The 23889-nt window shown below is 33.5% G+C and carries 29 protein-coding genes; 8 read left to right on the top strand and 21 right to left on the bottom strand.

Annotated features, from left to right (window positions below; all coding sequences use genetic code 11):
* Positions 1-55 precede the first annotated feature (55 nt).
* Positions 56-1384 (bottom strand): glutamyl-tRNA reductase, encoded by a 1329-nt coding sequence (hemA, locus tag NST63_RS08750; RefSeq protein WP_058002021.1) that lies wholly within the window; start codon positions 1382-1384, stop codon positions 56-58.
* 201 nt (positions 1385-1585) lie between these two features.
* Here hemA and NST63_RS08745 point away from each other — a divergent pair, with 201 nt between their 5' ends.
* Positions 1586-2071 (top strand): LiaI-LiaF-like domain-containing protein, encoded by a 486-nt coding sequence (locus NST63_RS08745; protein WP_341041900.1) that lies wholly within the window; start codon positions 1586-1588, stop codon positions 2069-2071.
* Positions 2072-2273: 202 nt separating this feature from the next.
* Here NST63_RS08745 and yihA read toward each other — a convergent pair whose 3' ends face one another.
* The 6 genes from yihA to NST63_RS08715 form a co-directional block, all read right to left on the bottom strand.
* The gene (yihA, locus tag NST63_RS08740; RefSeq protein WP_058002019.1) at positions 2274-2855 is read right to left on the bottom strand and encodes a ribosome biogenesis GTP-binding protein YihA/YsxC; all 582 of its coding nucleotides are present in this window, start codon (positions 2853-2855) and stop codon (positions 2274-2276) included.
* Positions 2852-5176, bottom strand: a complete 2325-nt coding sequence (lon, locus tag NST63_RS08735; RefSeq protein WP_058002018.1) for an endopeptidase La — start codon at positions 5174-5176, stop codon at positions 2852-2854. The genes yihA and lon overlap by 4 nt, the downstream gene beginning before the upstream one ends.
* A 183-nt stretch (positions 5177-5359) precedes the next feature.
* Complete coding sequence (lonB, locus tag NST63_RS08730; protein WP_212943390.1) at positions 5360-7027, bottom strand: ATP-dependent protease LonB; 1668 nt, start codon at positions 7025-7027, stop codon at positions 5360-5362.
* A 233-nt stretch (positions 7028-7260) separates the two neighbouring features.
* Entirely contained in the window at positions 7261-8529 is a 1269-nt protein-coding gene (gene clpX / locus NST63_RS08725) for an ATP-dependent protease ATP-binding subunit ClpX (RefSeq protein ID WP_058002016.1), read from the bottom strand.
* A gap of 566 nt (positions 8530-9095) precedes the next feature.
* On the bottom strand, positions 9096-10382 hold the full coding sequence (tig, locus tag NST63_RS08720) for a trigger factor (RefSeq protein WP_078110051.1): 1287 nt from the start codon (positions 10380-10382) through the stop codon (positions 9096-9098).
* A 145-nt stretch (positions 10383-10527) separates the two neighbouring features.
* A complete protein-coding gene (locus NST63_RS08715; protein ID WP_341041899.1) occupies positions 10528-11535 on the bottom strand; it encodes a tetratricopeptide repeat protein in 1008 nt (335 codons plus the stop codon).
* Positions 11536-11952: 417 nt separating this feature from the next.
* Here NST63_RS08715 and NST63_RS08710 point away from each other — a divergent pair, with 417 nt between their 5' ends.
* On the top strand, positions 11953-12756 hold the full coding sequence (locus NST63_RS08710; RefSeq protein ID WP_341041897.1) for a helix-turn-helix domain-containing protein: 804 nt from the start codon (positions 11953-11955) through the stop codon (positions 12754-12756).
* On the opposite strand, the gene NST63_RS08705 is transcribed toward NST63_RS08710, so the two are convergent.
* The 4 genes from NST63_RS08705 to NST63_RS08690 all read right to left on the bottom strand — a co-directional run bounded on the left by NST63_RS08705 (position 12749) and on the right by NST63_RS08690 (position 15077).
* A complete protein-coding gene (locus tag NST63_RS08705) occupies positions 12749-13381 on the bottom strand; it encodes a hypothetical protein (RefSeq protein WP_341041896.1) in 633 nt (210 codons plus the stop codon). The two genes, NST63_RS08710 and NST63_RS08705, sit on opposite strands and share 8 nt — an antisense overlap.
* Positions 13332-14480, bottom strand: a complete 1149-nt coding sequence (locus NST63_RS08700) for an FtsK/SpoIIIE domain-containing protein (RefSeq protein WP_341041895.1) — start codon at positions 14478-14480, stop codon at positions 13332-13334. Before NST63_RS08700 ends, NST63_RS08705 begins: the two co-directional genes overlap by 50 nt.
* A 15-nt stretch (positions 14481-14495) precedes the next feature.
* Positions 14496-14756: a hypothetical protein gene (locus NST63_RS08695; RefSeq protein ID WP_341041894.1), complete on the bottom strand. Its 261-nt coding sequence runs from the start codon at positions 14754-14756 to the stop codon at positions 14496-14498.
* Positions 14757-14894: 138 nt separating this feature from the next.
* On the bottom strand, positions 14895-15077 hold the full coding sequence (locus tag NST63_RS08690) for a hypothetical protein (RefSeq protein ID WP_180212453.1): 183 nt from the start codon (positions 15075-15077) through the stop codon (positions 14895-14897).
* A gap of 151 nt (positions 15078-15228) precedes the next feature.
* Here NST63_RS08690 and NST63_RS08685 point away from each other — a divergent pair, with 151 nt between their 5' ends.
* Positions 15229-15438 (top strand): helix-turn-helix transcriptional regulator, encoded by a 210-nt coding sequence (locus NST63_RS08685; protein WP_341041892.1) that lies wholly within the window; start codon positions 15229-15231, stop codon positions 15436-15438.
* A complete protein-coding gene (locus tag NST63_RS08680; protein WP_341041891.1) occupies positions 15435-15974 on the top strand; it encodes a hypothetical protein in 540 nt (179 codons plus the stop codon). The genes NST63_RS08685 and NST63_RS08680 overlap by 4 nt, the downstream gene beginning before the upstream one ends.
* A 25-nt stretch (positions 15975-15999) precedes the next feature.
* Here NST63_RS08680 and NST63_RS08675 read toward each other — a convergent pair whose 3' ends face one another.
* On the bottom strand, positions 16000-16341 hold the full coding sequence (locus NST63_RS08675; RefSeq protein WP_341041890.1) for a YolD-like family protein: 342 nt from the start codon (positions 16339-16341) through the stop codon (positions 16000-16002).
* A gap of 5 nt (positions 16342-16346) precedes the next feature.
* Entirely contained in the window at positions 16347-16565 is a 219-nt protein-coding gene (locus NST63_RS08670; protein ID WP_341041888.1) for a WYL domain-containing protein, read from the bottom strand.
* A gap of 120 nt (positions 16566-16685) precedes the next feature.
* Here NST63_RS08670 and NST63_RS08665 point away from each other — a divergent pair, with 120 nt between their 5' ends.
* The 3 genes from NST63_RS08665 to NST63_RS08655 all read left to right on the top strand — a co-directional run bounded on the left by NST63_RS08665 (position 16686) and on the right by NST63_RS08655 (position 18648).
* A complete protein-coding gene (locus NST63_RS08665) occupies positions 16686-17057 on the top strand; it encodes a hypothetical protein (RefSeq protein ID WP_341041887.1) in 372 nt (123 codons plus the stop codon).
* A gap of 31 nt (positions 17058-17088) precedes the next feature.
* Positions 17089-17343 (top strand): hypothetical protein, encoded by a 255-nt coding sequence (locus NST63_RS08660; RefSeq protein ID WP_341041885.1) that lies wholly within the window; start codon positions 17089-17091, stop codon positions 17341-17343.
* Between the two features lie 831 nt (positions 17344-18174).
* On the top strand, positions 18175-18648 hold the full coding sequence (locus tag NST63_RS08655) for an NUDIX hydrolase (RefSeq protein ID WP_341041884.1): 474 nt from the start codon (positions 18175-18177) through the stop codon (positions 18646-18648).
* A gap of 119 nt (positions 18649-18767) precedes the next feature.
* Here NST63_RS08655 and NST63_RS08650 read toward each other — a convergent pair whose 3' ends face one another.
* Positions 18768-19160, bottom strand: coding sequence for a DUF3888 domain-containing protein (locus NST63_RS08650; protein WP_341041882.1), 393 nt, complete (start codon positions 19158-19160; stop codon positions 18768-18770).
* Positions 19161-19365: 205 nt separating this feature from the next.
* Here NST63_RS08650 and NST63_RS08645 point away from each other — a divergent pair, with 205 nt between their 5' ends.
* Positions 19366-19629 carry a hypothetical protein gene (locus tag NST63_RS08645; protein WP_341041881.1) on the top strand — a complete coding sequence of 88 codons (264 nt, stop codon included), beginning with the start codon at positions 19366-19368 and terminating at the stop codon, positions 19627-19629.
* Positions 19630-20034: 405 nt separating this feature from the next.
* Here the strand turns inward: NST63_RS08645 and NST63_RS08640 are convergent, their stop codons facing one another.
* The 7 genes from NST63_RS08640 to NST63_RS08610 all read right to left on the bottom strand — a co-directional run bounded on the left by NST63_RS08640 (position 20035) and on the right by NST63_RS08610 (position 23889).
* Positions 20035-20898, bottom strand: a complete 864-nt coding sequence (locus NST63_RS08640) for an N-acetylmuramoyl-L-alanine amidase (RefSeq protein WP_341041879.1) — start codon at positions 20896-20898, stop codon at positions 20035-20037.
* Between the two features lie 35 nt (positions 20899-20933).
* Positions 20934-21176, bottom strand: a complete 243-nt coding sequence (locus NST63_RS08635) for a hypothetical protein (RefSeq protein WP_341041878.1) — start codon at positions 21174-21176, stop codon at positions 20934-20936.
* 29 nt (positions 21177-21205) lie between these two features.
* Positions 21206-21424, bottom strand: a complete 219-nt coding sequence (locus NST63_RS08630) for a BhlA/UviB family holin-like peptide (RefSeq protein WP_341041876.1) — start codon at positions 21422-21424, stop codon at positions 21206-21208.
* A gap of 66 nt (positions 21425-21490) precedes the next feature.
* Positions 21491-21916: a hypothetical protein gene (locus NST63_RS08625; RefSeq protein ID WP_341041875.1), complete on the bottom strand. Its 426-nt coding sequence runs from the start codon at positions 21914-21916 to the stop codon at positions 21491-21493.
* 99 nt (positions 21917-22015) lie between these two features.
* A complete protein-coding gene (locus NST63_RS08620) occupies positions 22016-23203 on the bottom strand; it encodes a siphovirus ReqiPepy6 Gp37-like family protein (protein WP_341041874.1) in 1188 nt (395 codons plus the stop codon).
* Between the two features lie 198 nt (positions 23204-23401).
* Complete coding sequence (locus NST63_RS08615) at positions 23402-23545, bottom strand: hypothetical protein (protein ID WP_341041873.1); 144 nt, start codon at positions 23543-23545, stop codon at positions 23402-23404.
* Entirely contained in the window at positions 23545-23889 is a 345-nt protein-coding gene (locus NST63_RS08610) for a hypothetical protein (RefSeq protein WP_341041872.1), read from the bottom strand. The genes NST63_RS08615 and NST63_RS08610 overlap by 1 nt, the downstream gene beginning before the upstream one ends.

Raw genomic sequence — 23889 nt, 5'->3', positions numbered from 1 at the left:
GTAAGGGACGAGTCCTTCCCCTTACCTATCACTTACAAAAATAATGGTTGCTGCTTTATACAGGCTGAACATTCCATTTTAGTGAAGTACTTTGACTTTTTTCTTCCATTTGTTCTGGTTGTTCATCAATATTAAAGATTTTCTTAAACAACTCTAATTGTTCGGCAGCATTTGGTTGAGCTGCTATTTCCTTTGCCTGGGCAACAGGGTCCTTTAATAATTGATTAACAATGCTCTTTGTATGTTTATTTAATATTTTCCGTTCACGTTCAGTTAAATTTGGCATTTTTCTTTCAATGCTCATCATTGTCTCTTTCTGAATAGATAGGGCTTTTTCACGTAAAGTAGTAATAACTGGTACTACCCCTAGCATATTTACCCATTCATTGAAACGAACAATTTCTTCCTCTATCATGAGCATGATATTTTCAGCAGCTTTTTTTCTTTCCGCAAGGTTAGCTTCAACAATACCTTCTAAATCATCGATATCATATAAAAATACACTATCAAGATCAGCTATACTAGGGTCTAAGTCACGTGGTACTGCAATATCAACCATAAATAAAGGACGTCCCTTTCTCATCCTTTCAATCGCTAGCATCATATCCTTCGTTATAACATAATCTTTTGAACCAGTAGAGCTAATTAAAATGTCTGCTTCAACTATTGCACATTGAAGTTCCTGCAATGTTTTAGCTTGCCCATTAAATTGTTGTGCTAGATCTTGTGCTTTTTCAAATGTCCGATTAATAACGGAAACCTTGGTTGCTCCACTGCCATATAGGTTTTCAATCGCTAGCTTGCCCATCTTACCGGCACCAACAACTAACACATGTTTATTTTTCAAATCACCAAGTACCTTTTTAGCTAACTCCACTGCAGCATAGCTTACAGAAACAGCATTAGAGCCAATTTCTGTTTCAGAATGCGCCTTTTTAGCTAAAGTAATCGCTTCTTTGAATAAGTGATTAAAAATCGTTCCAGTTGCTGATACTTCTTGACTCATAAAGAAGCTGTTCTTCACTTGACCTAGAATTTGTGTTTCACCAAGAACCATGGAATTCAATCCACAAATAACTTTAAACAAATGTTCAATCGCCCCATCCTGTTCATAGAAAAACAAGTAAGGGGTAAATTCCTCTTTATCAATTTGAAACCATTCTGAGAGAAAATCTTTAATATAATAACGTCCTGTATGCAGTTGATCGACAACCGCATAAACCTCTGTTCGATTACATGTTGAAACAATTACATTTTCCAAAATGCTTTTTTTATTTTTTAATGCTGTCGTAGCAGCCGATAAATCCGCCTCATTAAAGGACAGCCTTTCACGTATCTCTACAGGGGCTGTTTTATAATTTAAACCAACAGCTATGATGTACATAAAAAATGGCACCCCCAAAAAAATTTGACAACTAATGAACCTTATATTTTCTATTATATCATGTCCATTTTCCTATTCTTTTATTAAATGTGAAAAGAAAATGAAACCTATGTTATATTAGTAATAATTAATCATAGTCCATATGTACAGTATCAAAAAATAAGCTTAGAATCAAGTAAATGAAACGAAAGCAGGTTAATTATGAAAAACCAAAAAATCTTTCCTGGATTGATTTTATTGGGGTTTGGTTTATATTTTTATTTAGAACATAGTCAAATTGACATATTGAAGGAATATCTTACTTGGCCAACCCTTCTTATTATTGTAGGAATCGCATTTTTAGGACAAGGCTATGGAGGAAAAGATTATGAAGCCATATTACCTGGCGTCATCTTAACAGGTTTTGGTATTCATTTTCACATTGTTAATCGATTATCCATATGGCCAGATCACATAGGAATCTTCATTTTAATCATTTCTTTAGGCTTTTTATTACGTTATCAAAGGACAGGGAATGGTTTATTTCATGGTGTTTTATTTTTAATTATTTCTATTATTCTTTTATTCTATAATGAAGTACTTCAATGGTTAGGCTTATTGGAAAATAAAGCAGAGAATATCATCAATCTTTGGCCATTTCTTTTAATCATTCTCGGAATATATCTATTATTTTTTAAACGAAAATAAAAAGCTGTTTTTGTAAAATTCATCGTCCTTTTCTCAATAAAGGAGTTGCAGTCTACACTTTTATTATTGATAAAACTTCACTTAAAATAGCTATAATGTTTGAGATAAGAGCCAAATAAAAAGACCTTCGTGTTATGCTGTGCCCCAAAAGTTAGAATGGATTGTTCTAATTTTTGGGGTGCATACCACTTGAAGGTCATTTTTACATCCATTTATTTAGAATACCCCATATCTTATCTTTGCCTTCACCGGTTTCTGATGAAAAAAGGACAATTTCATCTTCCGGATCAAAATTTAGGGTTTCTTTAGTAATTTTTAAATGCTTTTGCCATTTCCCCTTAGGAATCTTGTCTGCTTTTGTTGCAATGACCAAACAAGGGATTTGATAATGTTTTAAAAAGTCATACATTAATATATCATCTTTTGTTGGAGGATGTCGTAAATCAACGATAAGAAGTACGGCACATAATTGTTCACGTGTCGTTATATAAGTCTCAATCATTTTCCCCCATGCTTCTCGTTCTTTTTTGGAAACTCTCGCAAAACCATAGCCAGGAACATCTACAAAAAATAAGCTATCTTCAATTTTATAAAAATTCAAGGTTTGAGTTTTTCCTGGTTTAGATGATGTTCTTGCAAGAGCCTTTCTGTTGATCATTTTATTAATAAATGATGATTTCCCTACATTTGAACGCCCTGCAAGCGCAAACTCAGGAATACGTTCATCTGGATACTGCTCTTGTCTAACTGCGCTAATAACTAATTCAGCTTGATTTACTTTCATTTCAATTCACCTGCTAATGCTACCTTTAAGACTTCATTCATATTTGAAACAGGAATTAATTTAAGATCCCCTCTAACGCTTTCTGGAATGTCATCAATGTCCTTTTCATTGTCTTTTGGTAAAATAATCGTTGTAAGTCCAGCACGATGTGCACTTAAAGTTTTTTCCTTCAAGCCACCAATCGGTAAAACTCTCCCTCTTAAAGTAATTTCTCCTGTCATACCCACTTCTTTACGAATCGGTATTCCTGTTAAAGCAGAGGTTAAAGCTGTTGCGATTGTTATCCCTGCCGAAGGTCCATCTTTTGGAACAGCACCTTCAGGTACATGGATGTGTATATCATATTTTTCATAGAAATCTTCTTCTAGCTTAAATTCGATTGCTTTTGATCGAACGAAACTTAAGGCAGTTTGTGCAGATTCCTTCATTACATCTCCTAATTTTCCTGTCAACACAAGCTTGCCTTTACCAGGAGAAAGAGAAACCTCTATTTGTAAGGTGTCACCACCTACCGTCGTATATGCTAATCCTGTCGCTACACCGACTTGATCCTCTATTTCTGCCTGACCGTAGTGATATCTTGTCTTTCCTAAATATTCTTCAATATTTTTGTCGGTCACGATTACACGTTTTCTTTCTGACGAAACAATAATTTTTGCTGTTTTTCTGCAAATTGATGCGATTTCTCTTTCTAAACTTCTAACTCCTGCTTCACGTGTATAGTAACGAACAATTTTTTGAAATGCTTCATCCCTCACTTGCAATTGACCCTTTGTCAAACCATGTTCGTTCATTTCCTTTTGTAGTAAATGATCCTTTGCAATATGAATTTTTTCCAATTCCGTATAACCAGGTATGGAAATAATTTCCATTCTATCACGGAGAGGTCCAGGTATAGAAGACAAATCATTAGCCGTTGTAATAAACATGACCTTCGATAAGTCATATGTTTCTTCAATATAATGATCACTAAAGCTATGGTTTTGTTCTGGATCTAATACCTCTAGCATAGCTGCAGAAGGGTCACCACGAAAATCATTAGACATTTTATCAATTTCATCTAATAAAAAGACTGGATTGATTGTACCTGCTTTCTTCATCCCTTGAATGATTCTCCCAGGCATAGCACCAACATATGTTCTACGATGACCTCGAATCTCAGACTCATCTCTTACTCCACCTAGAGAAATACGAACAAATTTTCTTCCTAAGGATTCTGCAACAGAACGTGCAAGACTTGTTTTACCAACCCCAGGAGGTCCGGCTAGACAAAGGATTGGCCCTTTTAAGGATTGAGTTAATTTCTGTACAGCTAAATACTCAAGTACACGTTCCTTTACTTTATCAAGACCATAATGCTCTCGATTTAAAATCTCTTCAGCCTTTGAAATATCTAAATCGTCTTCTGTCGCATTAGACCACGGAAGAGAAATTAACCAGTCAATATAATTACGTATGACTGAGCTTTCAGCAGAGCTTGAAGGCACCTTTTCATATCGGTCTAGCTCTTTAAGCGCTGTTTTCTTCACATGTTCAGGCATACCGGATTTCTCAATTTTCTCCGTAAATTCTGCTACTTCACCAGTTTTCCCTTCTTTATCACCTAGTTCTTTTTGAATGGCTTTCATTTGTTCACGTAAATAATATTCCTTTTGTGTACGCTCCATTGACTTTTTGACACGTTGACCAATCTTCTTTTCTAAGTTTAATACTTCTTTTTCATTATGAATAATTTCAATTACTTTGTTTAAACGCGCTTTAATATCAACGGTTTCAAGGACTTCCTGTTTTTGAGATAATTTTAGAGGTAGATGTGAAGCAATAATATCGGCCATTCTACCTGGCTCTTCAATATCAGAAACTGTTTCAAATGTTTCTGCTGAGATTTTTTTAGATAGCTTTATGTATTGTTCAAAGTACTCAAGCATGGTTCTCATCAAAGCAATCATTTCTACATCACTAGTATCATTTTGCTCATATGTTTTTAGTGAAACAGCATAATAATTATTTTCATCATAGAAATGTTGAATTTCCGCTCGATATAATCCTTCTACCAGTACTCGTATAGTTCCATTAGGTAATTTAAGCATTTGCTTAACCTTTGTAAGTGTCCCCATACGGTATAGATCCTCTTCATTTGGTTCATTTATTGAATCATCTTTTTGAGTCGTCAAAAAAATTAAGTGATCATTCATCATAGATTGTTCTAAAGCTTGAACTGAATGTTCACGCCCCACATCTAAATGAAGGACCATTGTAGGGTACACAAGCAATCCTCGCAGTGGTAGCAGAGGAACAGTGTGTTCTTTTTTCTTTGGCAAATTAGTGCACCTCCATAAACCATTGCATTCTTTCCACTCACTAGGTGAATCTTTTTACAATTCTAACGTATTTAAATAATCGTGTCCATTTTAAAGAACATATCATTCTTATCCTATTCAAATCTTCTAATGGGGTGACCTTTAAACGCACATTCATTGCGTATTGGTCACCCTTTATATGAATTAAACGCTTTTTTTATCCATCGCTTCTAATGACGTCTTTAATGGTGACTCCTCCTCAAAACGATGGATTAAAGCAATTTTAATCGCACTTTCAAATTCACGTATTGGAATAATTGTAATACCTTCAATTTCATTTAAAATGGATTGCATGTTTTCTTCAGGAATAATCACTGTTTTTACTCCTGCTTGTTTTGCCGCCTTCACCTTAGCGAATACGCCTCCAACAGGCTTGACATTTCCATGTATGCTTATTTCTCCTGTCATAGCAATTGAATGATCAACAGGAATTTTATAGATAGCTGAATATATCCCAGTAGCCATCGCAATTCCTGCAGATGGACCATCGATTGGTATTCCTCCTGGGAAATTTACATGAATATCATATTGGTCTGCAGGTACCCCCATTGTTCGTAAAACAGTAATGACATTTTCAATTGAACCTCTTGCCATACTCTTTCTTCGGATCGATTTTCCCTGTCCCCCAATACTTTCCTCTTCAACAATACCAGTAATGTTTATCGTCCCCTTTTCTTTCGCTGGAATAACTGTTACTTCAATTTCAAGTAAAATTCCACTGTTGGGACCTGTGACTGCTAATCCATTTACAAGACCTACATTCGATTCCTCGCCAATTTTTCTTTCTAATCTAGGAGTTAATTGACTAGATTGAATGATCCATTCAATATCTGTATTACTTATATCATTTCTTTCTTCTTGAATCGCTAATCCTGCTGCAATTTGTACCATATTTACTGCTTCTCGACCATTTCTAGCATAGGAGGAAAGAATTTGCAATCCTGATTCATCAATTGTAAGATTCACTTTTTCCGCGGCTTTTTTTGCTACCTTAGCAATTTCATCTTGTTCTAAATCCCGAAAAAACACCTCCATACATCTAGAACGGATAGCTGGAGGTATTTCATTAGGAGTTCGGGTGGTTGCACCAATTAATCGAAAATCTGCTGGTAATCCATTTTGGAATATATCATGAATATGTGAAGGAATTTGAGTATTTTCCGCACTATAGTAGGCACTATCAAGAAATACCTTACGATCTTCTAATACTTTTAATAGTTTGTTCATTTGAATTGAGTGTAGTTCACCAATTTCATCGATAAAAAGTACACCGCCATGTGCATTTGTTACTGCCCCCTGCTTTGGTTGTGGAATTCCAGCCTGTCCCATCGCCCCTGCCCCTTGATAGATAGGATCATGGACTGAACCAATAAGCGGATCGGCTATGCCACGTTCATCAAATCTTGCGGTTGTTGCATCTAACTCAATAAATACCGAAGTTTGTTTAAAGGGAGATTTCTCATTGCGTTTAGCCTCTTCCAGAACTAGTCTTGCTGCTGCTGTTTTCCCTACCCCCGGTGGCCCATATATAATGACATGTTGTGGATTTGGACCACAAAGTGCTGCTTTTAATGATTTTATGCCATCCTCTTGTCCGACAATATCTTCAAATTTAGATGGACGGACTTTTTCCGCCAACGGTTCCGTTAATTTGATGGAACGAAGCTTTCGCAATTGCTCCATTTCCTTTCGTGATTCCCGATCTATAGAAATCTTTTGTGTTTTTTGGCTCTTTAACAAGTTCCAAAAATATAATCCTATAATCACCCCAAAAAATAACTGAATAAATAATGCTATCCCTGTCCAACTCATCGTATTCCCTCCAAGATGCTTTTTATATGAAGGAAAAAGGGACGTAAGTGGTAATCATCTACCTTCTTCTGCTTACGTAACCCTTTCATTCAATTTCCTTCATGTTAACTGATGAAGTACAAAGCGGCTCCATCGGATTTGTATACCAACTAGTATCTCCTGCAGTTTGGGGGAATAAACTAATTTTTTTGCATATAAAAAGCCTAGCGACATTTACGCTAGGCTTTTTATATTTAGGCAGTTTTCGTTTGTTCGTTTCCTTCAACAACCGTTCCATCTTCTAATATTAATTTTGGTGGTTCTGAATTTAGTACGGCTTCTTTTGTTACAATACATTTTTTAATATCACTTCGTGAAGGTAAGTCAAACATTACATCAAGCATAATACTCTCGATGATTGAACGTAAACCACGCGCGCCAGTTTTTCTTTCAATTGCACGTGCCGCAATTTCTTTTAATGCACTGTCTTCAAACTCAAGTTCTACATCATCTAGTTCAAGCATTTTACGGTATTGTTTAACTAATGCGTTCTTTGGCTTTGTTAAGATTTCAATTAACGCTTCTTCATCAAGTGGCTCTAAACTTGCAATAATAGGTAAGCGTCCAATAAATTCAGGAATCAAACCAAATTTCAGTAAATCCTCTGGTAAGACTTTGGACAATAATTTTTTATCTTCAATATCAGCTGATTTATTTTCGCCACCAAATCCAATAACCTTCTGTCCAAGACGTCGCTTAATAATTTGTTCAATTCCATCAAAGGCTCCACCACAAATAAATAAAATATTTGTCGTATCAATTTGAATAAATTCTTGATGTGGATGTTTACGACCACCTTGTGGAGGAACACTTGCAACAGTGCCTTCAAGAATTTTTAATAAAGCTTGTTGTACACCTTCACCAGAAACGTCTCTTGTAATTGATGGATTTTCTGATTTACGTGCTACCTTATCAATTTCATCAATATAGATAATACCCTTTTCAGCCTTTTCAACATCATAATCAGCAGCTTGGATTAATTTTAATAAGATATTTTCAACATCTTCCCCTACATACCCTGCTTCTGTTAATGAAGTAGCATCAGCAATTGCAAATGGAACATTCAAGATTCTTGCCAAAGTTTGGGCAAGAAGGGTTTTCCCACTTCCAGTAGGTCCGATTAAACAAATATTACTTTTAGCAAGTTCAACATCATCAATCTTGCTATTTGAGTTAATACGTTTGTAATGATTATATACTGCTACTGCTAATGATTTTTTTGCTTGATCCTGACCGATTACATATTCTTTTAATATTTCACGGATTTCTAATGGCTTTGGTATATCTTTAAATTCAACCTCTTCTTCTGTACCAAGCTCTTCTTCTACAATTTCTGTACATAGCTCAATACACTCATCACATATATATACACCTGGTCCGGCAACTAATTTACGAACCTGATCCTGTGTTTTACCACAAAACGAACATTTTAGCTGTTGTTTTTCATCGTTGAATTTAAACAATGAGATTCACCCCTTATAAAGACTTACTTACTAAGTATTATCTTGAAAAGAATTCATTTTATAAAATAAAAATAATATATCATAATGGATGATATAGTACTTTTTATTTGTTATGAGATAAACTCCTAATTATTTTATTCTTTTCAAAAAAATGGCTGTTCCGTTGTACTTAAAACAATTATGTATTGGATTGTATCACATTTATATGCCTGACAGGAAGTTTTAAGCTCTACTAACTATTTCGACGTCGATAGTTTATTTTCCTACTTACTCCAGATTTTCCCGAAAATAAATGAAATATTCCTCATATGTATAAATATTTTTATTGCTTTTATGTATAATATAAAAATTTTTATAAAACAAGGCACGAAAAGTCGTGCCTTGTTCCATTTACAACCTATTTTCTTATGAGGCAAAGTCGCCTCCGCTTTTCTATATTGTCTAGCTCCGGCTCCTAGCCCCTCGAGGTCAAATAACCTGATGCAAGAAAAGTCAAACTACAGACTTTTTTGCATCAGAACATTTGCTTGTCGGGGCTGTTCAAGTCGCCTCCGCTTTTCTATATATTATGCAACAGTTTTGCTGTTTTGTACAAGAAATTCGACTGCTTTACGAATTTTCACATCTTTTTTGACTGTATCTAATCCACCAAGTGCATTTTTGATATCTTCAACAGACATGTTGTACATACCAGACATTTTAGTAATTTCTTCTTCAGCTTCTTCATCAGAAACTTCAATTTTTTCAGCTTCAGCAATCGCTTCTAATGTAAGATTCATACGAACACGTTTTGTTGCGTCTTCTTTCATTTGTTCACGTAATGCTTGTTCATCTTGACCAGAGAATTGGAAGTATAAGTCAAGGTTCATTCCTTGCATTTGTAAACGTTGAGCAAATTCTTGCATCATACGATCAACTTCAGTTGTAATCATTGCTTCAGGAATATCCATTTCAGCATTTTCAGTAGCTTTTTCTACAACTGCATCTTGAACTGCATGCTCTGCTTCATGCTCTTTAGAATGTTTTAAATTAGCTTTAGTTTTTTCTTTAAGTTCAGCAAGAGTTTCAACTTCACTATCCACATCTTTAGCGAACTCATCATCTAATTCAGGAAGTTCTTTAGTTTTAATTTCATGAACTGTTACTTTAAACGTAGCTGGTTTGCCAGCTAATTCTGCAGCGTGATATTCCTCTGGGAATGTTACTTCTACATCTTTTTCTTCCCCAGCTTTTACACCAACTAATTGTTCTTCAAAACCAGGAATGAAACTATTTGATCCAAGTACTAGAGAATAGTTTTCTGCTTTCCCACCTTCGAAGGCTTCACCATCAACAAAACCTTCAAAATCAATCACTACTGTATCGCCATCTTCAGCAGCGCCTTCTTCTTTAAGAACAAGTTCTGCATGACGTTCTTGTAATGTTTTTAATTCATTCTCTACATCTTCATCTGTTACTTCAGTATCAAATTTTTCAACTTCTAAGCCTTTGTATTCACCCAGTTTAACTTCTGGTTTTACTGTAACAGTAGCTTTAAAGATTAGTTCTTTTCCTTTTTCCATTTGCTCGATATCAATTTCAGGACGATCTACAGGCTCAATCCCTGTTTCTTCAATTGCTTTTGCATATGCATCCGGTAGAATCACATCTAAAGCATCTTGGTATAAAGATTCCACACCAAAACGTTGTTCGAACATTCCGCGTGGCATTTTTCCTTTACGGAATCCTGGAACATTTACTTGTTTTACTACTTTTTTGAAAGCTTCATCTAAACCAGCTTTTACTGTATCCGCATCAACTTCTACAGTAAGTACACCTTGGTTACCTTCAAGCTTTTCCCATTTTGCTGACATACCTTTCCCTCCAACAATCTATATTTTGATAGTGTAATGAACAGATTTGATAGATAATTCCTCTAATTAATGCCATTACTTTTTAAATGAAAATACATTACAACCCTTTCATTATAACACACGTTATCTCCGTTTCAAGAAGGAGCTATAGAATCGGTAAAGAAATTTCTTCAAGTCTTTCAATAAAGTCAATCGAATTTGCTAGACTCTCAGCATCCGCTTCAAATTTAGTTGCTATTTTATCAATATCTATATTATCCCCATAGAGCTTTCCGACATAACCATATAATGCAGCTGCCCATAATGCTTTATTTTTGGGAGATAATTCAAAAGGGTAAAGTAGGAAAAAGTGTCGATCCAAAATTTCTTTCATTTGTGAAAACAAAGTTGGATTTTCATGCTCTATTTTTTCCTTTAAAAAGTTCGTTAGCTCTAAATAGAACGGAGTTTCAAAAACCGGTTTAATTTGATCAGGAGAAATTTCTCCATCATAATGAAACTTCTTTACCGTTACCTGTCTGTTAAAGTGATGTTCCCGTAAAACATTTAATATCATAGTCTGTATAAATGGGTGTTCGCGTTCATTTTGAAGATGCTCCAATAATTCGTCTATATAAGGATAAATATTTTGGTTTGCCAATTGGGCAATTTTAAACATATTTTCCTTCATATCATTTGACGAAAATAAAGGCTCGTGATCTACACGTTTTCTACTTTCAAACGGATTGTCCATTCGAGTTTGACTGAATTGAAGTAGTTTTTCATAATGATCCAATTTATCGAAAGGGACTTCTTTTTCATCTATTAATGCCTTTATTGTATGTACTACAGCATCATGATCACCCATTTGAATTAAAATCATAATGTACACATCATTTATTTCAAAATAATCTCCAATTCCCTGTTGCAATAATTTTAAACATAACTCCTTCGCTTCCTCAAAATCACCGTTTTCATACAGGGCTAAGAGATATGCAGTACTAATTTCCTGATTACTAGGATCCATTTCATTTGCTTGTCTTAATAAATTTACTGCTTCCGCATATCGGTGATGATGTAAATGTTCAAGACCAAGCTCCATTAGACGATCCTTTAAAAAAGGAAAGGGAATTATTTTCTGTTTATCCTTGGGTCCTTTATCATTGCTGTTCATCAAAAAAACCGCCTTTATTTATAAAAGTAAAACAAGTGTAGCATGAATGAACACATGATTACAAAAACGATTAGCTATTTCCTTCCACAACAAAAAAAAGCTTACTTAACAGTAGGCTTTAGGTAAATAAGAATGGCGTCCCAGGCAGACGTTAATTACTCCTTATAAAGCCTAGTATATCAATGTTTCTTTGAAGTGGTGTGAAAAAAATGTGTAAAAAAACATATCACTTGAAAACAAAAAAGCACAGCGTGTATAAGTAGTGTTGGTAGCACTTCTTATACCGTCCGCCTACTCACGATAGGCAAACACTTGCTGTACCTCTTAGGTGTAGTTTATTACATCATGAGTTGATAAGCAACGGTTTGCTTAAACAGGCCGTTGCTTTTTTGTTTCCTAAAAAGGAGACATATTAATATGAAGAAACTAATCAAAATTGTCGCAAGTGTGGATTCCTTCCACAATCTTTCAACATTTGACTGTATTGAAGATATGAATAAAACTGTTCGTATTTATAGAGAAATCATCAAATCGTCAGTGAGTCGTTCTGACGTACAAACTAGACTAATTGCATTACTGGAAGTATTAAAGCGCCATAGCTGCAAGCAAATCGGTGTTAGCTACATGTCTAAAAACACTATTGCTGATAAGTTAGAACTATCTTATAAAACTGTACAACGCTTAATGAAAAAATTAGAGGAACTAGGAATGATCCGTCAAATACCCATGAAAAGAAAATCTGATATGCTTCAAACTGCTAATGCAATCCAGATCATTCCAGCTAAAAATGATGTGTCCGACAAGACCCCTCCTAAAAAGTCCGAGAAGTGTCCGGCCATTAAAACTACTTCTAGTTCTTTAAAACAAAATATTAATAATAAACGTAAAACAATCGTTTCATTTGCTCAAGCTAATTTTATTGCTTCTTGGGTTCCAGAACAATTTGGAAAGCTTGCTAACTGTTTCTATCATGAAGCTAAAACTATTAATGAATTTTGGAAAGTAGTTAAACAGAACAATCCTATCATCAATCATGTGGAAGGCACTCGAGCATTTACTGATAAACAAGAATTACATATTGGAATTAAGGCACTAAAAGAGTTGGTTATGAAGGTTAAAGGTGGAATGAGTATTAAGAATAAATTTGGATACTTTAATGGGATTGTTAACAAGATAATGGACAAGCTTTACTTTGATGATGAGTTTATGGGTCTTATCTAATCTCATCAAAAGTGTAGACATGAGCTCTAAGATTATTTTGTTTGATCCAGGACTCGAATTTTCTCTTTCGATCTTTACTAATAGTAAATACATACAAGACAGGTATAGTTTGTTTTATATTTTTCATTACTTCAACATACGAATCAATTTTCTTGTGATTTTCAATCATTTTTCGGGCGTTATCAATTTCTATTAAGTGCATATATCCATTACGTTCAAATTTAGCATCAGCAATTACTTTCTTGTAAGTCAGATTTAATCCACTGAAGATAATTCCTTGTTTAATTGATTCGAGTTCAATTATGTGTTCTCTTTTCCAATCTAATGGACAATTGAAATGAAAATATACTTCATTTGCTAACAGACTATGTTTTATAAAGGCTGGATTACGTTTAATAACTTTAGTTGATCCAATTAAATCTATACCATTTTTATTCAAATAAAGGACTTTTTCTTTATAAAAAAAAGTCGTATGAACGTATGGTTCCAGTTGTTTAACAACCCTACATGCATTTCGATAACTTTTCAAGTCATGCTTTTGCCTTAATTGCCTGATTGTAACCATTCCAAGTTGGTCAATTGTTGTTAGTAGACTTTCTATCCTTGACTGCGTTGATAATAGCATCTTGTTTCCCCTCCAACTTGCTAAACATATATTTATCATCAATATATGGAACTTGAATGGTACGATTCTTTTCTATTTTGTAAATGGCTCTACCTGGTATTGAAGGAAGATCTTCAGCTCCTATATCGTCCAGGATAACTCGACTTGCAATTTGAGCTGCAGCAATAAAAGATAATCTGGCCACAATATTCATTTTTACTTGCATTGGCACTGCTTCCTTAGTTGGATATTGAGTACAAAAGATTAATCTATATCCTAATGCTCCACCGATACGAGCAATTTCAGATAATGCTGCCTGACAAAACTTTGCATATTTCCTCGAATCTCCTTCCACAATATTTGGAGATAGTTCTGCACCCTCATCCACGATGATAAATGTTCTTTTCTGGATAGATGTATCAACAATATTGGTATATTGCTTTGATCTCATGAATTTCTGACGTCCTTTCAAATCTTCAATGATTGTGGAGAGTAACTCTGTAGATTCGAATATATCACTCGATACCTCTTTGACTTGTGGAATACCAATATAATGACCAAACTCCATTCCACCTTTTAAATCCAGAATATAAAATTCTACATTCTCCATTTGATTCATGAGTAATGAATAAAACATCTCTTTGATTAATACTGTTTTACCAAACCTTGTTACACCACCTACAAGCATATGAGGATATTTATCAAAGTCATGATATAAGATGCCTTCGTGATTTCTTCCAATGGGTATTTCCCATTTTCCCTCATTCAATAAATCATCTGTGTATGACCATTTTTCCGGCAACTTTTGCTTATAAACTTTAATTTTCAAAAGACCATCATACTCTATTTCAATATCCTTGTTTAGACCGTCTACAATAGCTGATTTTATGGTTTCAAATGCTTCTGAAGGTATTCCCAAGGGTAATGTATATAAGTAAGTTGAATACTGTTCATTATCATGTTTTTTGTACAATTTTGGATATAAAAATGAATCATCCTTTTTGATACCTACTTTTCTATTTTCAAATATGGTTTGAATCTTTTTTACATCGGATATTTGTTTCTTTGGAAAAAGTGCTGCACCAACCGCAACCGCTGGAATTGCTAACCACTCAATCATTATTAAACCTCCTTTTCACCACAACTTATCAATAATTTTATTTTCAATCGCCTTGTAACTATCAATTTCACAAGCATCAAATTTGTACATGTGATCTAGAATGGATTCATATTCTTCTTTTGTCTCACACTCTTCAAAAATAGAATTCAGATGACTGGATGAAAATAAGAAAGGTTCGTTTAATTCATCAAATTGATTTCTTCTTAATCTGTCTTTGTTCCACTTACTATCTGCCAAGCTTTGAAACATTGACCTCAACATATTATTCATTGACATGTTCATTCCTCTTTTCTTTGAATACTTCATTGTAAGATTCACTAAATGTATTGTTCATTGAAGTATTCAATGATAGGTAGGGCAATGATTAATTCGTATATTTCACTTTATATTTCATAGGGCTATATATTTATATACTTATAGAAATATCCGACTTAACTCTTTCAATAAATACAAAATTCCTCCGTACTTGACCACCTCCATTACGAAAGACACTAATGATCCATTGATTGCTATACCAGATTTATCAAGTAGAGCAACTCCTACTAATGCTCCGCCTGTAGCACCTACAAATACTAATCCAAATGTGAAAGGATCCATTTCTTCTCACTCTCCCTTCTTTGTATAGTTCATTGTATGGGCGATTGAAATAAAAATGCATGTCTATCATAAATTTATTGTGATTTTCACAAAAATATTGTGAAAGGTTTTCATAAAGCTTGTATCGAATGTATATAATGGGTGATGAAACATGATTATTTGTTTTTTAGGAGCTTGGATAAAGCAATCAAAATATAGTAGACCTGAAATATGTAAGATGTTTGGAATATCCCAAAACACCTTATCTAATTGGTGTACTGGAAAGACTTATCCATCTATCCCACAATTATTGAAACTTTGTAAGCTTTTAAACGTAAAAGTAGAGGATTTATACAAATTAAGGGAGGAAGAAAACAATTGAAGAAAATATGTATAGCAACAATGATCTTATTGTTGTTAGTTGGTTGCAGTAGTGCAAAAACTGAATCAAAAGAATTTGAAACAAGTAATAAGAAAGCAGTTTCTGTTATTGATAAACTTGATAACTTCCCAGTATCACTTAATACATTTGTGAAAGATTATAATTCAAACACATCACTACAATTGAAAAATCCTTCTGAAGTAGATTTTCAAGTTTTTAATGAAAACCAAGGCTATTCGAAAACACTTATTCAGGAATCTAGTGGCAATGTTCAATATAATCTAGATGCTATTTTTGATAATGATAAAAATTTTAAAAGGATTATTTATAATGCAACCATGCCAGATAAAGGAGATCAGGATGCCATTTCTGTTCTAACAGCTACACTTTTTTCATTAGGTATTGATGTTGGTTTTTTGAATGATTTCATTGAAAGTGGGGAAACTGATTCAGAGTTTAATAACAATGGTTATAAAGTGTATTTTTTGTTTGAAAAATCAATAGGATTTTTAAATGCAACTGTAGATAAAGAATAAAAAATAACCGTCCAAATGGGCGGTTTTAATCTATTACAGTTACATTTAATATCTTATCAAATCGGACACTCGCTATACCGTCTTCTGAGACTACTTTAATTTCTTTCTTTAATTGATCAATGGAACTTATATAACCAAATAATTTCCTTTCAAACCCATCATCAAATAAAGATAATTCAACATATAAATTATAATCTTTAGCATACCTAATCAATTGTTCAAACTCCGAAATTCTATCTTCATCAAATAAAGGCATATTTATTTTTTGACTTTCTATCCACGCTTGCTTTAATTCTCCTATATGCTCAGGCATCATAAACCCGTGCCATTTTTTCATACCTCTGTCATGGATGTTGTTATTACTCATTGTTGTTATGCCCCTCTTCTATGCATCTTTAAAGGTGCAATCGATAAAATGTTACTTAGTTTAAATGTACGAACCTGTTTTCGTGAATAGCAATATGCTCTAAAGGATTGATCCCCTACTTTTTCTACTTGAATAATTCTTTGAGTAATCTCACCTTTATTAGATAAATAAATCATTTCAAGCTTTTCATGTGATTCAACTGCTCTAAGAAGTAAACCTTTCATCGATTGCCCTCCTTAATATTCGCTCTTTTTACAAATTATATACGAACGACCGTTCGATTTCAACTTGATTTCAGAACAAACGTTTGTATATAATTAAAGAAAAAAAGTGAGGGATAATGAATGAAATTAATCCCTGAAAAGGATCAAGCGGTTATTGAAAAAGCTATATATTTACCTATGGTAATAATCGTTCTTAATCAAGATTTGAAAATAATTAATGATAGTCCAATAAAATTAAAATCACCTTATATGGAATGGATAGAAAAAACAATCATCACTGTCCAAAAAGAATTATCCGATGTTAAACGTTATATGAAACAAAATCAAATAAAAGTGGAAAAGATGAAAACTGAAGAATTATTTACACAATATGTTTTTATCTATAAAGGGTATGAGGATATCCATAGATTTTTTAATCCAAGGCTTAGAAATCGAACTGAAGAATTATTAAAGTATTACCTATATCAACGATTTAATGGCAATAACAACTAAAAACCTTCATAATTAAACTGAGGTGAGTATTTTGACCATAAACATTGATATTTATCTAAAATTTGAGGATAAGTATTATCGAAAAGGTTGTAGATTTTCCACACTTTCCCCATTTAACGGTGCAGAAGATGCTGCTAAATATACATACATTTACATTAAACAATTCAAAAGAAAACATGAAAATAAATTGATTGAAATTAATAAGGTTATTTATGAAGATACAATTGATATTACTGAAGAAGTTCAGAAGTTATATAGAAATGGTAATTTATATCTAGTGAAATAAAAAAAAGAACCTCTCTCTAAAGAGAAGACTTTTAAATGAGTGGGAAAAACAATGGAGTTAGACAATAAATTACCCAATATACTTATACGGCCTATTGCTAGAGTATTTATTGATTAGTACATTTTATTATTTTTAAATATTTTTGTTTGGGTTGTCTCATAAAATGATTAAAGCTCCCACTAAAACTGTGAAGGAGCTTTATCAATATGATTAACACAATATCAGGCGAGTAGTTATACTATGTGCATTAAAAGATTAAATTATTCATTTTGTCTAAATAAAAAATCCCTCTTTATTGAGAAGGGCTTTTTTTCAGCTCTTTTTTTCTTATTCGACTAAAGGGGCAGCTTAGTTCAATAAGAGTAATACTAATTGGGATATTTTCCTTCATTTGCTTTTATAGAAAATTTGTTATTGTAAGGGGATAGTATGAATTTTAATCAGGATGCGGTGATAATAAATGTATGAATTTAAGCATGAGATAGAAAAGAAAGAAAAGAAGTTTAATCTATATTTAATTCTTTATATTATCTGTTCAATAATAAATTTAATTTTCGACTTTACTGACCTTTGGACTGAGGAAATTTCTATTCCACGCTTTATTTTTAATATATTGTTTTATGTTTTAATCCTTTATTTTAGTTTAAAAAGAAAGCAATGGGCTATGTGGTTAGTTAGGTTAGAGGTTTGGCTGAATATATTGTTACTGGTACTTATTATGATTAGTACGATAAAGTCATATCTTAAATAGTTATTCAATTTACGGGGGCAGGTTAGTTAATGAAGGAATTTATTAGATGTTGCCGAAATTAACATATGAGGTGATACTAAATGGATTATGAACCACCAAAACAGACAATTGCAGTTTCTGCTCTAGTAAAGAACGATAAAGATGAGATATTATTACTTAGGACTCATTGGCGTTCTGATACTTGGGAAATGCCAGGTGGAAATGTTGAAGTTGGAGAACCCTTAGATAAGGCTGTTTGTAGAGAATTTTTAGAGGAGACAGGAGTTGTAATACATCCTGTTGGTATTACAGGTGTCTATTTTAATGTAACAAAGCACGTTTTATCAGTTGTTTTTAAAGCTGAATATGTTAGTGGAGAAATAAAAATTCAACCCGAGGAAATAAAAGAGGCTAGATTTATTGGAATAAATGAATCTAATATAGAACATTATATTACTCGCCCACAACAAAAATCTCGGACGCTAGATGCGATGAAATCAAAGTATTTTATTCCATATGAAACTTGGGAAGTAAACCCAACTTATAACTTATTGTCCAGATTATATAACGAATAAGTTACTTGGAATTTTGACCACGGGCAAAAGTATAAGCTCCAGCTACCCTTCAAGGTGGCTTTTTTTATTTTACTAAGGGGCAGTTTAGCTGAAGAATATCCAAAGAAAACAGCACCCTTTTAAGGATGCCTGCATTTAGTTATTTCATTTGGCTTTAACCTTCTTCTTTTGAAATCGATAGCCTGCCACTCTATGGTTTTTTCATTACTAAAAGTAATCGTTACTAAATCATGTGGGGGACTATGAGCACCTTCAAATGTTGTAACCTGCACGGTGACATTAAATAAGTAACTACCTATTGGCAGCTGCTTAATTTGAGTTATTTTACCACACATATTTTGTTTAATTTCTCCATATTGCTTCTTCAATTCCTGTTGAATTGAGGGATAAAGCATAATGAAAATCACGTCATCACGCAACTGTACATCATTTTTAGTTACGGTTTCAGCTTTAACGGGTGAATAAGCGAAAAGAGTTAAATAGGCAATAAATATGAAAAGGCTTTTTCTCATAAAAATCCTCCATTTCAGGTTTCTCTTATAATTAACAATTTATGAAATTCTTATTAAGCTAACGGGTGCATCCCTTTAATAAGGGATGCTTTTTTTCTTATTGTACAAATGGGGCAGTTTAGTTGAAAAAGGAAAATGAATAATGCGTATTTGACTCATTTAGTGAACTAAAAGGGCATACTAAGGTAAAAAAGGTGTGACTTTTGTGAAACAAGCATTATTTCTTATCACATTAATCTCATTACCATTTCTATTGGGATTAGTTAAAGAGAAGGAAGAAGAGTGTCTTCCTTGTAAAGAATGCTACGATATAGCTTGGGATAACGGATGGAGAGAAGGATATGCGACAGGTCAAGTAAACCAAAGATATAGCATTGTTAGAACTCTTATACAAATGGGCAAAACAGACCAAGAGATTGTTTATATAGCAACAACCAGTTATGTTGAATTTATATCATGGTTATTTTGAGTTTGAAGCATCAAGATATGAACTTATCAGGAGTCTTCTAAAAGAAGGTAAAACGGATGAGGAAATTGTCAAAAATACGCATTCTAGTTTTTATGAATTGGAACAAGTGAAAAAACAACTCAAACAGTATAATGGAAAATTCAAATGGGAAATGCAGTAAATAAAAACTTAATATAAGCGAAAGCGATAAGTCTTGGTGAACCAAATGAAAATATTGTGAAGAAATGTACTTAAGCTAAGGGGGCTTTAGTTAAACAAGAATTACCCCCTCTCTAGTGAGAAGGGATTTATGTGGAGTCTTGATGTAATTTTAATATGTGAGAAAACAATCAAATTATTCCATATCCCACAAATTTTTATTCACTCATAATCTATTCTAAATTATGTTTATTGGATTGGGTAATTTCACTTTTCCTTTTCAATCTCTTTTAATCTTGCTTCAAGATTTTCGATATCAGCTGCATTTTCAGCAATTAATTTTAAAAAGTTTCGTCTTAATCGGTTCACGACGATAGCATCTTCTTCTCGTCGCAAAAAGTCTTTTGGTCTTGAACCATCATAATATCCGTTTTCTTTAGCTTCTTTCCAATCTTTTTCCGCCCATTTATCTACTGTATCAATATCTTCCTGTTTATCTTCTTTTTTCTCTAATTGTTTTTTCAAAGCATCAATTTGTTCTTGTAGTTCCTGAGCCTGTGACATTGATAAATCCGCTCCCTTTTCATTCAATTTATTTGCAACTCGCTGTTTGAAATCAGTAAATTTCTTTCCATCTGTTACCCATGGTGCCGGACAGTTTTTATGTGTTACATCATAATGACGAACTATATCTTTTACTGGATCCCATCCAAACATCTTTGAGAGTTCAACGAAAACATCCTCTGTTCTTTTAATCGTATCTGGATGGAACGATCCGTCTTTTTCTTGGCACATTTCAACCCCAATTGATAAATAATTAGCATCAGGTTTTAATTCTGGTATCCCTCGATATTTACCATCGTTTGCTTGATACGACACCTCATCTAATGGAATAATGCATCTTGCCTCATTCTTATCTACAAAAATATGAGCTGAAGCAAATCTCCTTTCCTCCTCAGGTAGCTTTTCATTTTGTTCTATTAGGGTTTTGCCAAAATACGTTACATGATTCTTAGCAGGTGCGCCAGGATTCGCAGTATAATGAAGGATACCTTTTACCCTCCCTTTTAGCTTTAACCCTGGTCTAGAATATCGATTAATTTTTATAAAATCATTTATCCATACAGACATGCACGTGACTCCTTTCAAAATAAAAAGAGCAACAACTATTTGCTGTCGCTCTTCACTATATTTTTTGTTCCACTATATAAGCCTGTAGCTGATAATCCAAGCATCAACCCTACAATAATTCCCTCTTTTATTGGTGCATCGAAATAAAAAATGCCTGCTAACAATCCGAAAAATACAGCTACAAAAGGTGAAAATTTGTCTGGTAAACCACCTCTTTTAAATAACTCAACCAATCCTAAAATTAACGGAATAATCGCCATGTCGTAGATTTCAAACATTATTATCATCCTTTCAAATTTGTATCAAATTATTTCGGGGGTAAACGCTCTTCCATATCATCTAATTTAGTTATGATGATGTCGTATTTCGTACTAAATCTCTTAATGATCTCATTCTGATCATCAATTGTTTGATACAACTGTTTTTCTCTTTCTTGGCTTTCCTTTCTTGAAGAATAAAAAAGCCAAACAAAAAGGACCGCAAAGGGTCCTTGGGTTAAAAAATATTGTGCTAGGCTTGCATCCATATGGCATCACCGCCTCATAAAAAATTGCCTTGATCAGTTCAAGGCATTACTTTATAGATAATTTATTTAGTGGTATCTAAACCAAACAAACCATCCCTTTTCCTTATTTTTTGCTAAAAATAGTTGACCTTGGCTTGCACTAGCTCCTTGTATCTTCGGGAAATCTAAACGTACTAGCCACGATTTATCAGCTATTTCTTTACCACAAAAATATTTAGCCATTCCATAATAATCTTCTTCCTTTTTGTTACCAACAGTCATTGGAAAGGGTACGGCCGAAACTATATTCCATTCTGAATAATTATCAGAGGATTCCCCGACCTCATAGGTTTGAGGAATAATTGTTTTTAACGCTTTAACTACTTCTTGTTTATCCTTTATTGTTACTTCTTCTAAATTTGATAAGACCGGACACTTTTCAGGTTGCGCATAAACTTTGGTAGTAAAAGAAAATAAAGAAATAATCATAACCAAAAAGAATAATCGATTCACACAACTCACCTCTCGATTATTCTCCCTGATCAATAATAGCCTTATTCCTTTTTGGAGCTAAATTTCTAGATGGGTTCACATGTTGGCACCACTCCACTTTTATTTCCGCACTTCCCCACTCATTTGAGCAAGCGACTGTTTAATTTTCTTTAAAATAGTTGGTCTGTTGTTCCCAAATGTAGCTTCAATTTGGAAAGGTGATCCGACCTCATAAATTTCTTTGATTTCAGTAATTCGAGAATCTAATGTGACACCCCAATCACTGTTTTGCAAAGTGACAATATCACCTAAATCATAGTCCTCTTCGTACTTATAATTTGAATGTGTAATAATTTGTCCTTCAAGATAATGTTCTTGAGTTAGCTGTGCTAATTGCTGATTTCCTCGATCAGTTAGGTCTTTAATAATGTCCTTTTCTGGTCTAGGTACAGTTTCAGTAGTAGTTCCACCTTCCCCATCCGGCACCTCAATTTCCATCGTTTCCTCAATATCACGAGCATCTACAAATGTTTCAAATCTGAATAAACCTTCTGCTTTCCCTACTTCAATCACTCGACGTTCAACACCTTCACCCTGTCCAGCTACATAAGCCACATTACGATAATTCAAATCAGAATCTACAAAACTCATATTCTGAATATTATCGAATTGCGGTGAAAAAATAACCGGAGAATGTGTATCTTGATTGGCCGATAGATTTCTACCTTCCAATACATCAGAAATCCATTTCTTTTGTTTATAATCCATACTAACATTCCAACCTATTCCCGAAAGAAGTGAAATCTCTGTTAGTTCTTCACCAAGATTTTTAAATCTAGATTGCCAGTTAACGGTGATTCCTCTTTTAAGGTCTGCAGCCATTAACAATTGTGGGTTTTTTCTTCTGATATCTATGGGATTAATCACATTATTATTTATATAGTGTTTCATTACGGTTTCAGCTGGACCTTGCTTATTGTCATAAGCCGTATGAAGGGGTGGTAACGTCAACTTTTCACCCATAACAATTTTTAATTCTAAAGCTTTTATGAGCCAGTTTTCTGTTGCTTTACCTTGCTCATTAAGTTCAATTTCTTTGTGTAAGATAAGATAGGCTTTATGTCTATCATCACCTATAACAATAATGTTTCTTTTTTGAAGCTTATCTGTGTATTTCTTATAACGATTGATTCTCAGTTCGAGATCCCCAATACCTGACCATGATCGTATGAACATTAGACTTTCGTAATTGCTAATTTCAGCAATAAACTCATTATACGGCGTGAAAATACGAATCGGTTTTTGCATTTTACCTCCAATTTCTTCGCAACTTTTATCAACCTCATAACGATTACTATGGTGTGAGGTGATAATCATGAAGAAATATAAACATTGGATTAATGTAAATGTTGAAATTGATGTTGCAAAAATTATTTTCTATCTTTATCTTCTGACACAGTTGTTTTAATACTGTGTCTTTTCCTTTTTAGAGCATAAAAAATACGCCTATTCAGCGTTTTCGGAATCAAGTATTTTATAAACAACATCCCTCAAATTACTTAAATCTGGAACATCTTCTCTAGTGTATTTCGGATCTGTCCTAAACTTTTTCAAAACTAATGTTACTAATCCAGAGTTTTCATTAAACATTATTTACCGCCCCCTGTTAGCAAACTAGCAAGCTCAAGAATCGAGTCTTCAATTGGTTTTAATTCGTTGATTAATTCTTTGTAAAGGATCGTCCTATTATTTAACAATTGGTTTGTCCAATTTTCATTCAAAACTAATCCTTCTGTATCTTCAAAAATATACTTTCCTTTTTCAAAATCGTCTGGTTTTGTTACATCTGCTTCTATACATTTAAATAATTCTTTAGGTACTTCATGCCATTGATCACCAACTATAAAAACTAAATAACCACTTTCTACTTCTAAAACTTTTTCTTCAATGAAAAATACCTCATTTGTGTTTTTGTCTATAAGTAAATACACCAT

Source organism: Heyndrickxia sp. FSL W8-0496, assembly GCF_038007825.1.
Classification (GTDB): domain Bacteria; phylum Bacillota; class Bacilli; order Bacillales; family Bacillaceae_C; genus Heyndrickxia; species Heyndrickxia oleronia.
Note: the sequence above shows the minus strand (reverse complement) of the source record. Positions and strands in the feature narration are given on the sequence as shown.

Coding starts and splice junctions, on each gene's coding strand:
- hemA (WP_058002021.1), bottom strand. CDS start 1,384: ATGTACATCATAGCTGTTGGTTTAAATTATAAAACAGCCCCTGTAGAG.
- NST63_RS08745 (WP_341041900.1), top strand. CDS start 1,586: ATGAAAAACCAAAAAATCTTTCCTGGATTGATTTTATTGGGGTTTGGT.
- yihA (WP_058002019.1), bottom strand. CDS start 2,855: ATGAAAGTAAATCAAGCTGAATTAGTTATTAGCGCAGTTAGACAAGAG.
- lonB (WP_212943390.1), bottom strand. CDS start 7,027: ATGAGTTGGACAGGGATAGCATTATTTATTCAGTTATTTTTTGGGGTG.
- tig (WP_078110051.1), bottom strand. CDS start 10,382: ATGTCAGCAAAATGGGAAAAGCTTGAAGGTAACCAAGGTGTACTTACT.
- NST63_RS08715 (WP_341041899.1), bottom strand. CDS start 11,535: ATGAACAGCAATGATAAAGGACCCAAGGATAAACAGAAAATAATTCCC.
- NST63_RS08710 (WP_341041897.1), top strand. CDS start 11,953: ATGAAGAAACTAATCAAAATTGTCGCAAGTGTGGATTCCTTCCACAAT.
- NST63_RS08705 (WP_341041896.1), bottom strand. CDS start 13,381: ATGCTATTATCAACGCAGTCAAGGATAGAAAGTCTACTAACAACAATT.
- NST63_RS08700 (WP_341041895.1), bottom strand. CDS start 14,480: ATGATTGAGTGGTTAGCAATTCCAGCGGTTGCGGTTGGTGCAGCACTT.
- NST63_RS08695 (WP_341041894.1), bottom strand. CDS start 14,756: ATGTCAATGAATAATATGTTGAGGTCAATGTTTCAAAGCTTGGCAGAT.
- NST63_RS08690 (WP_180212453.1), bottom strand. CDS start 15,077: ATGGATCCTTTCACATTTGGATTAGTATTTGTAGGTGCTACAGGCGGA.
- NST63_RS08685 (WP_341041892.1), top strand. CDS start 15,229: ATGATTATTTGTTTTTTAGGAGCTTGGATAAAGCAATCAAAATATAGT.
- NST63_RS08675 (WP_341041890.1), bottom strand. CDS start 16,341: ATGAGTAATAACAACATCCATGACAGAGGTATGAAAAAATGGCACGGG.
- NST63_RS08670 (WP_341041888.1), bottom strand. CDS start 16,565: ATGAAAGGTTTACTTCTTAGAGCAGTTGAATCACATGAAAAGCTTGAA.
- NST63_RS08665 (WP_341041887.1), top strand. CDS start 16,686: ATGAAATTAATCCCTGAAAAGGATCAAGCGGTTATTGAAAAAGCTATA.
- NST63_RS08655 (WP_341041884.1), top strand. CDS start 18,175: ATGGATTATGAACCACCAAAACAGACAATTGCAGTTTCTGCTCTAGTA.
- NST63_RS08650 (WP_341041882.1), bottom strand. CDS start 19,160: ATGAGAAAAAGCCTTTTCATATTTATTGCCTATTTAACTCTTTTCGCT.
- NST63_RS08640 (WP_341041879.1), bottom strand. CDS start 20,898: ATGTCTGTATGGATAAATGATTTTATAAAAATTAATCGATATTCTAGA.
- NST63_RS08635 (WP_341041878.1), bottom strand. CDS start 21,176: ATGTTTGAAATCTACGACATGGCGATTATTCCGTTAATTTTAGGATTG.
- NST63_RS08630 (WP_341041876.1), bottom strand. CDS start 21,424: ATGGATGCAAGCCTAGCACAATATTTTTTAACCCAAGGACCCTTTGCG.
- NST63_RS08620 (WP_341041874.1), bottom strand. CDS start 23,203: ATGCAAAAACCGATTCGTATTTTCACGCCGTATAATGAGTTTATTGCT.
- NST63_RS08615 (WP_341041873.1), bottom strand. CDS start 23,545: ATGTTTAATGAAAACTCTGGATTAGTAACATTAGTTTTGAAAAAGTTT.
- NST63_RS08610 (WP_341041872.1), bottom strand. CDS start 23,889: ATGGTGTATTTACTTATAGACAAAAACACAAATGAGGTATTTTTCATT.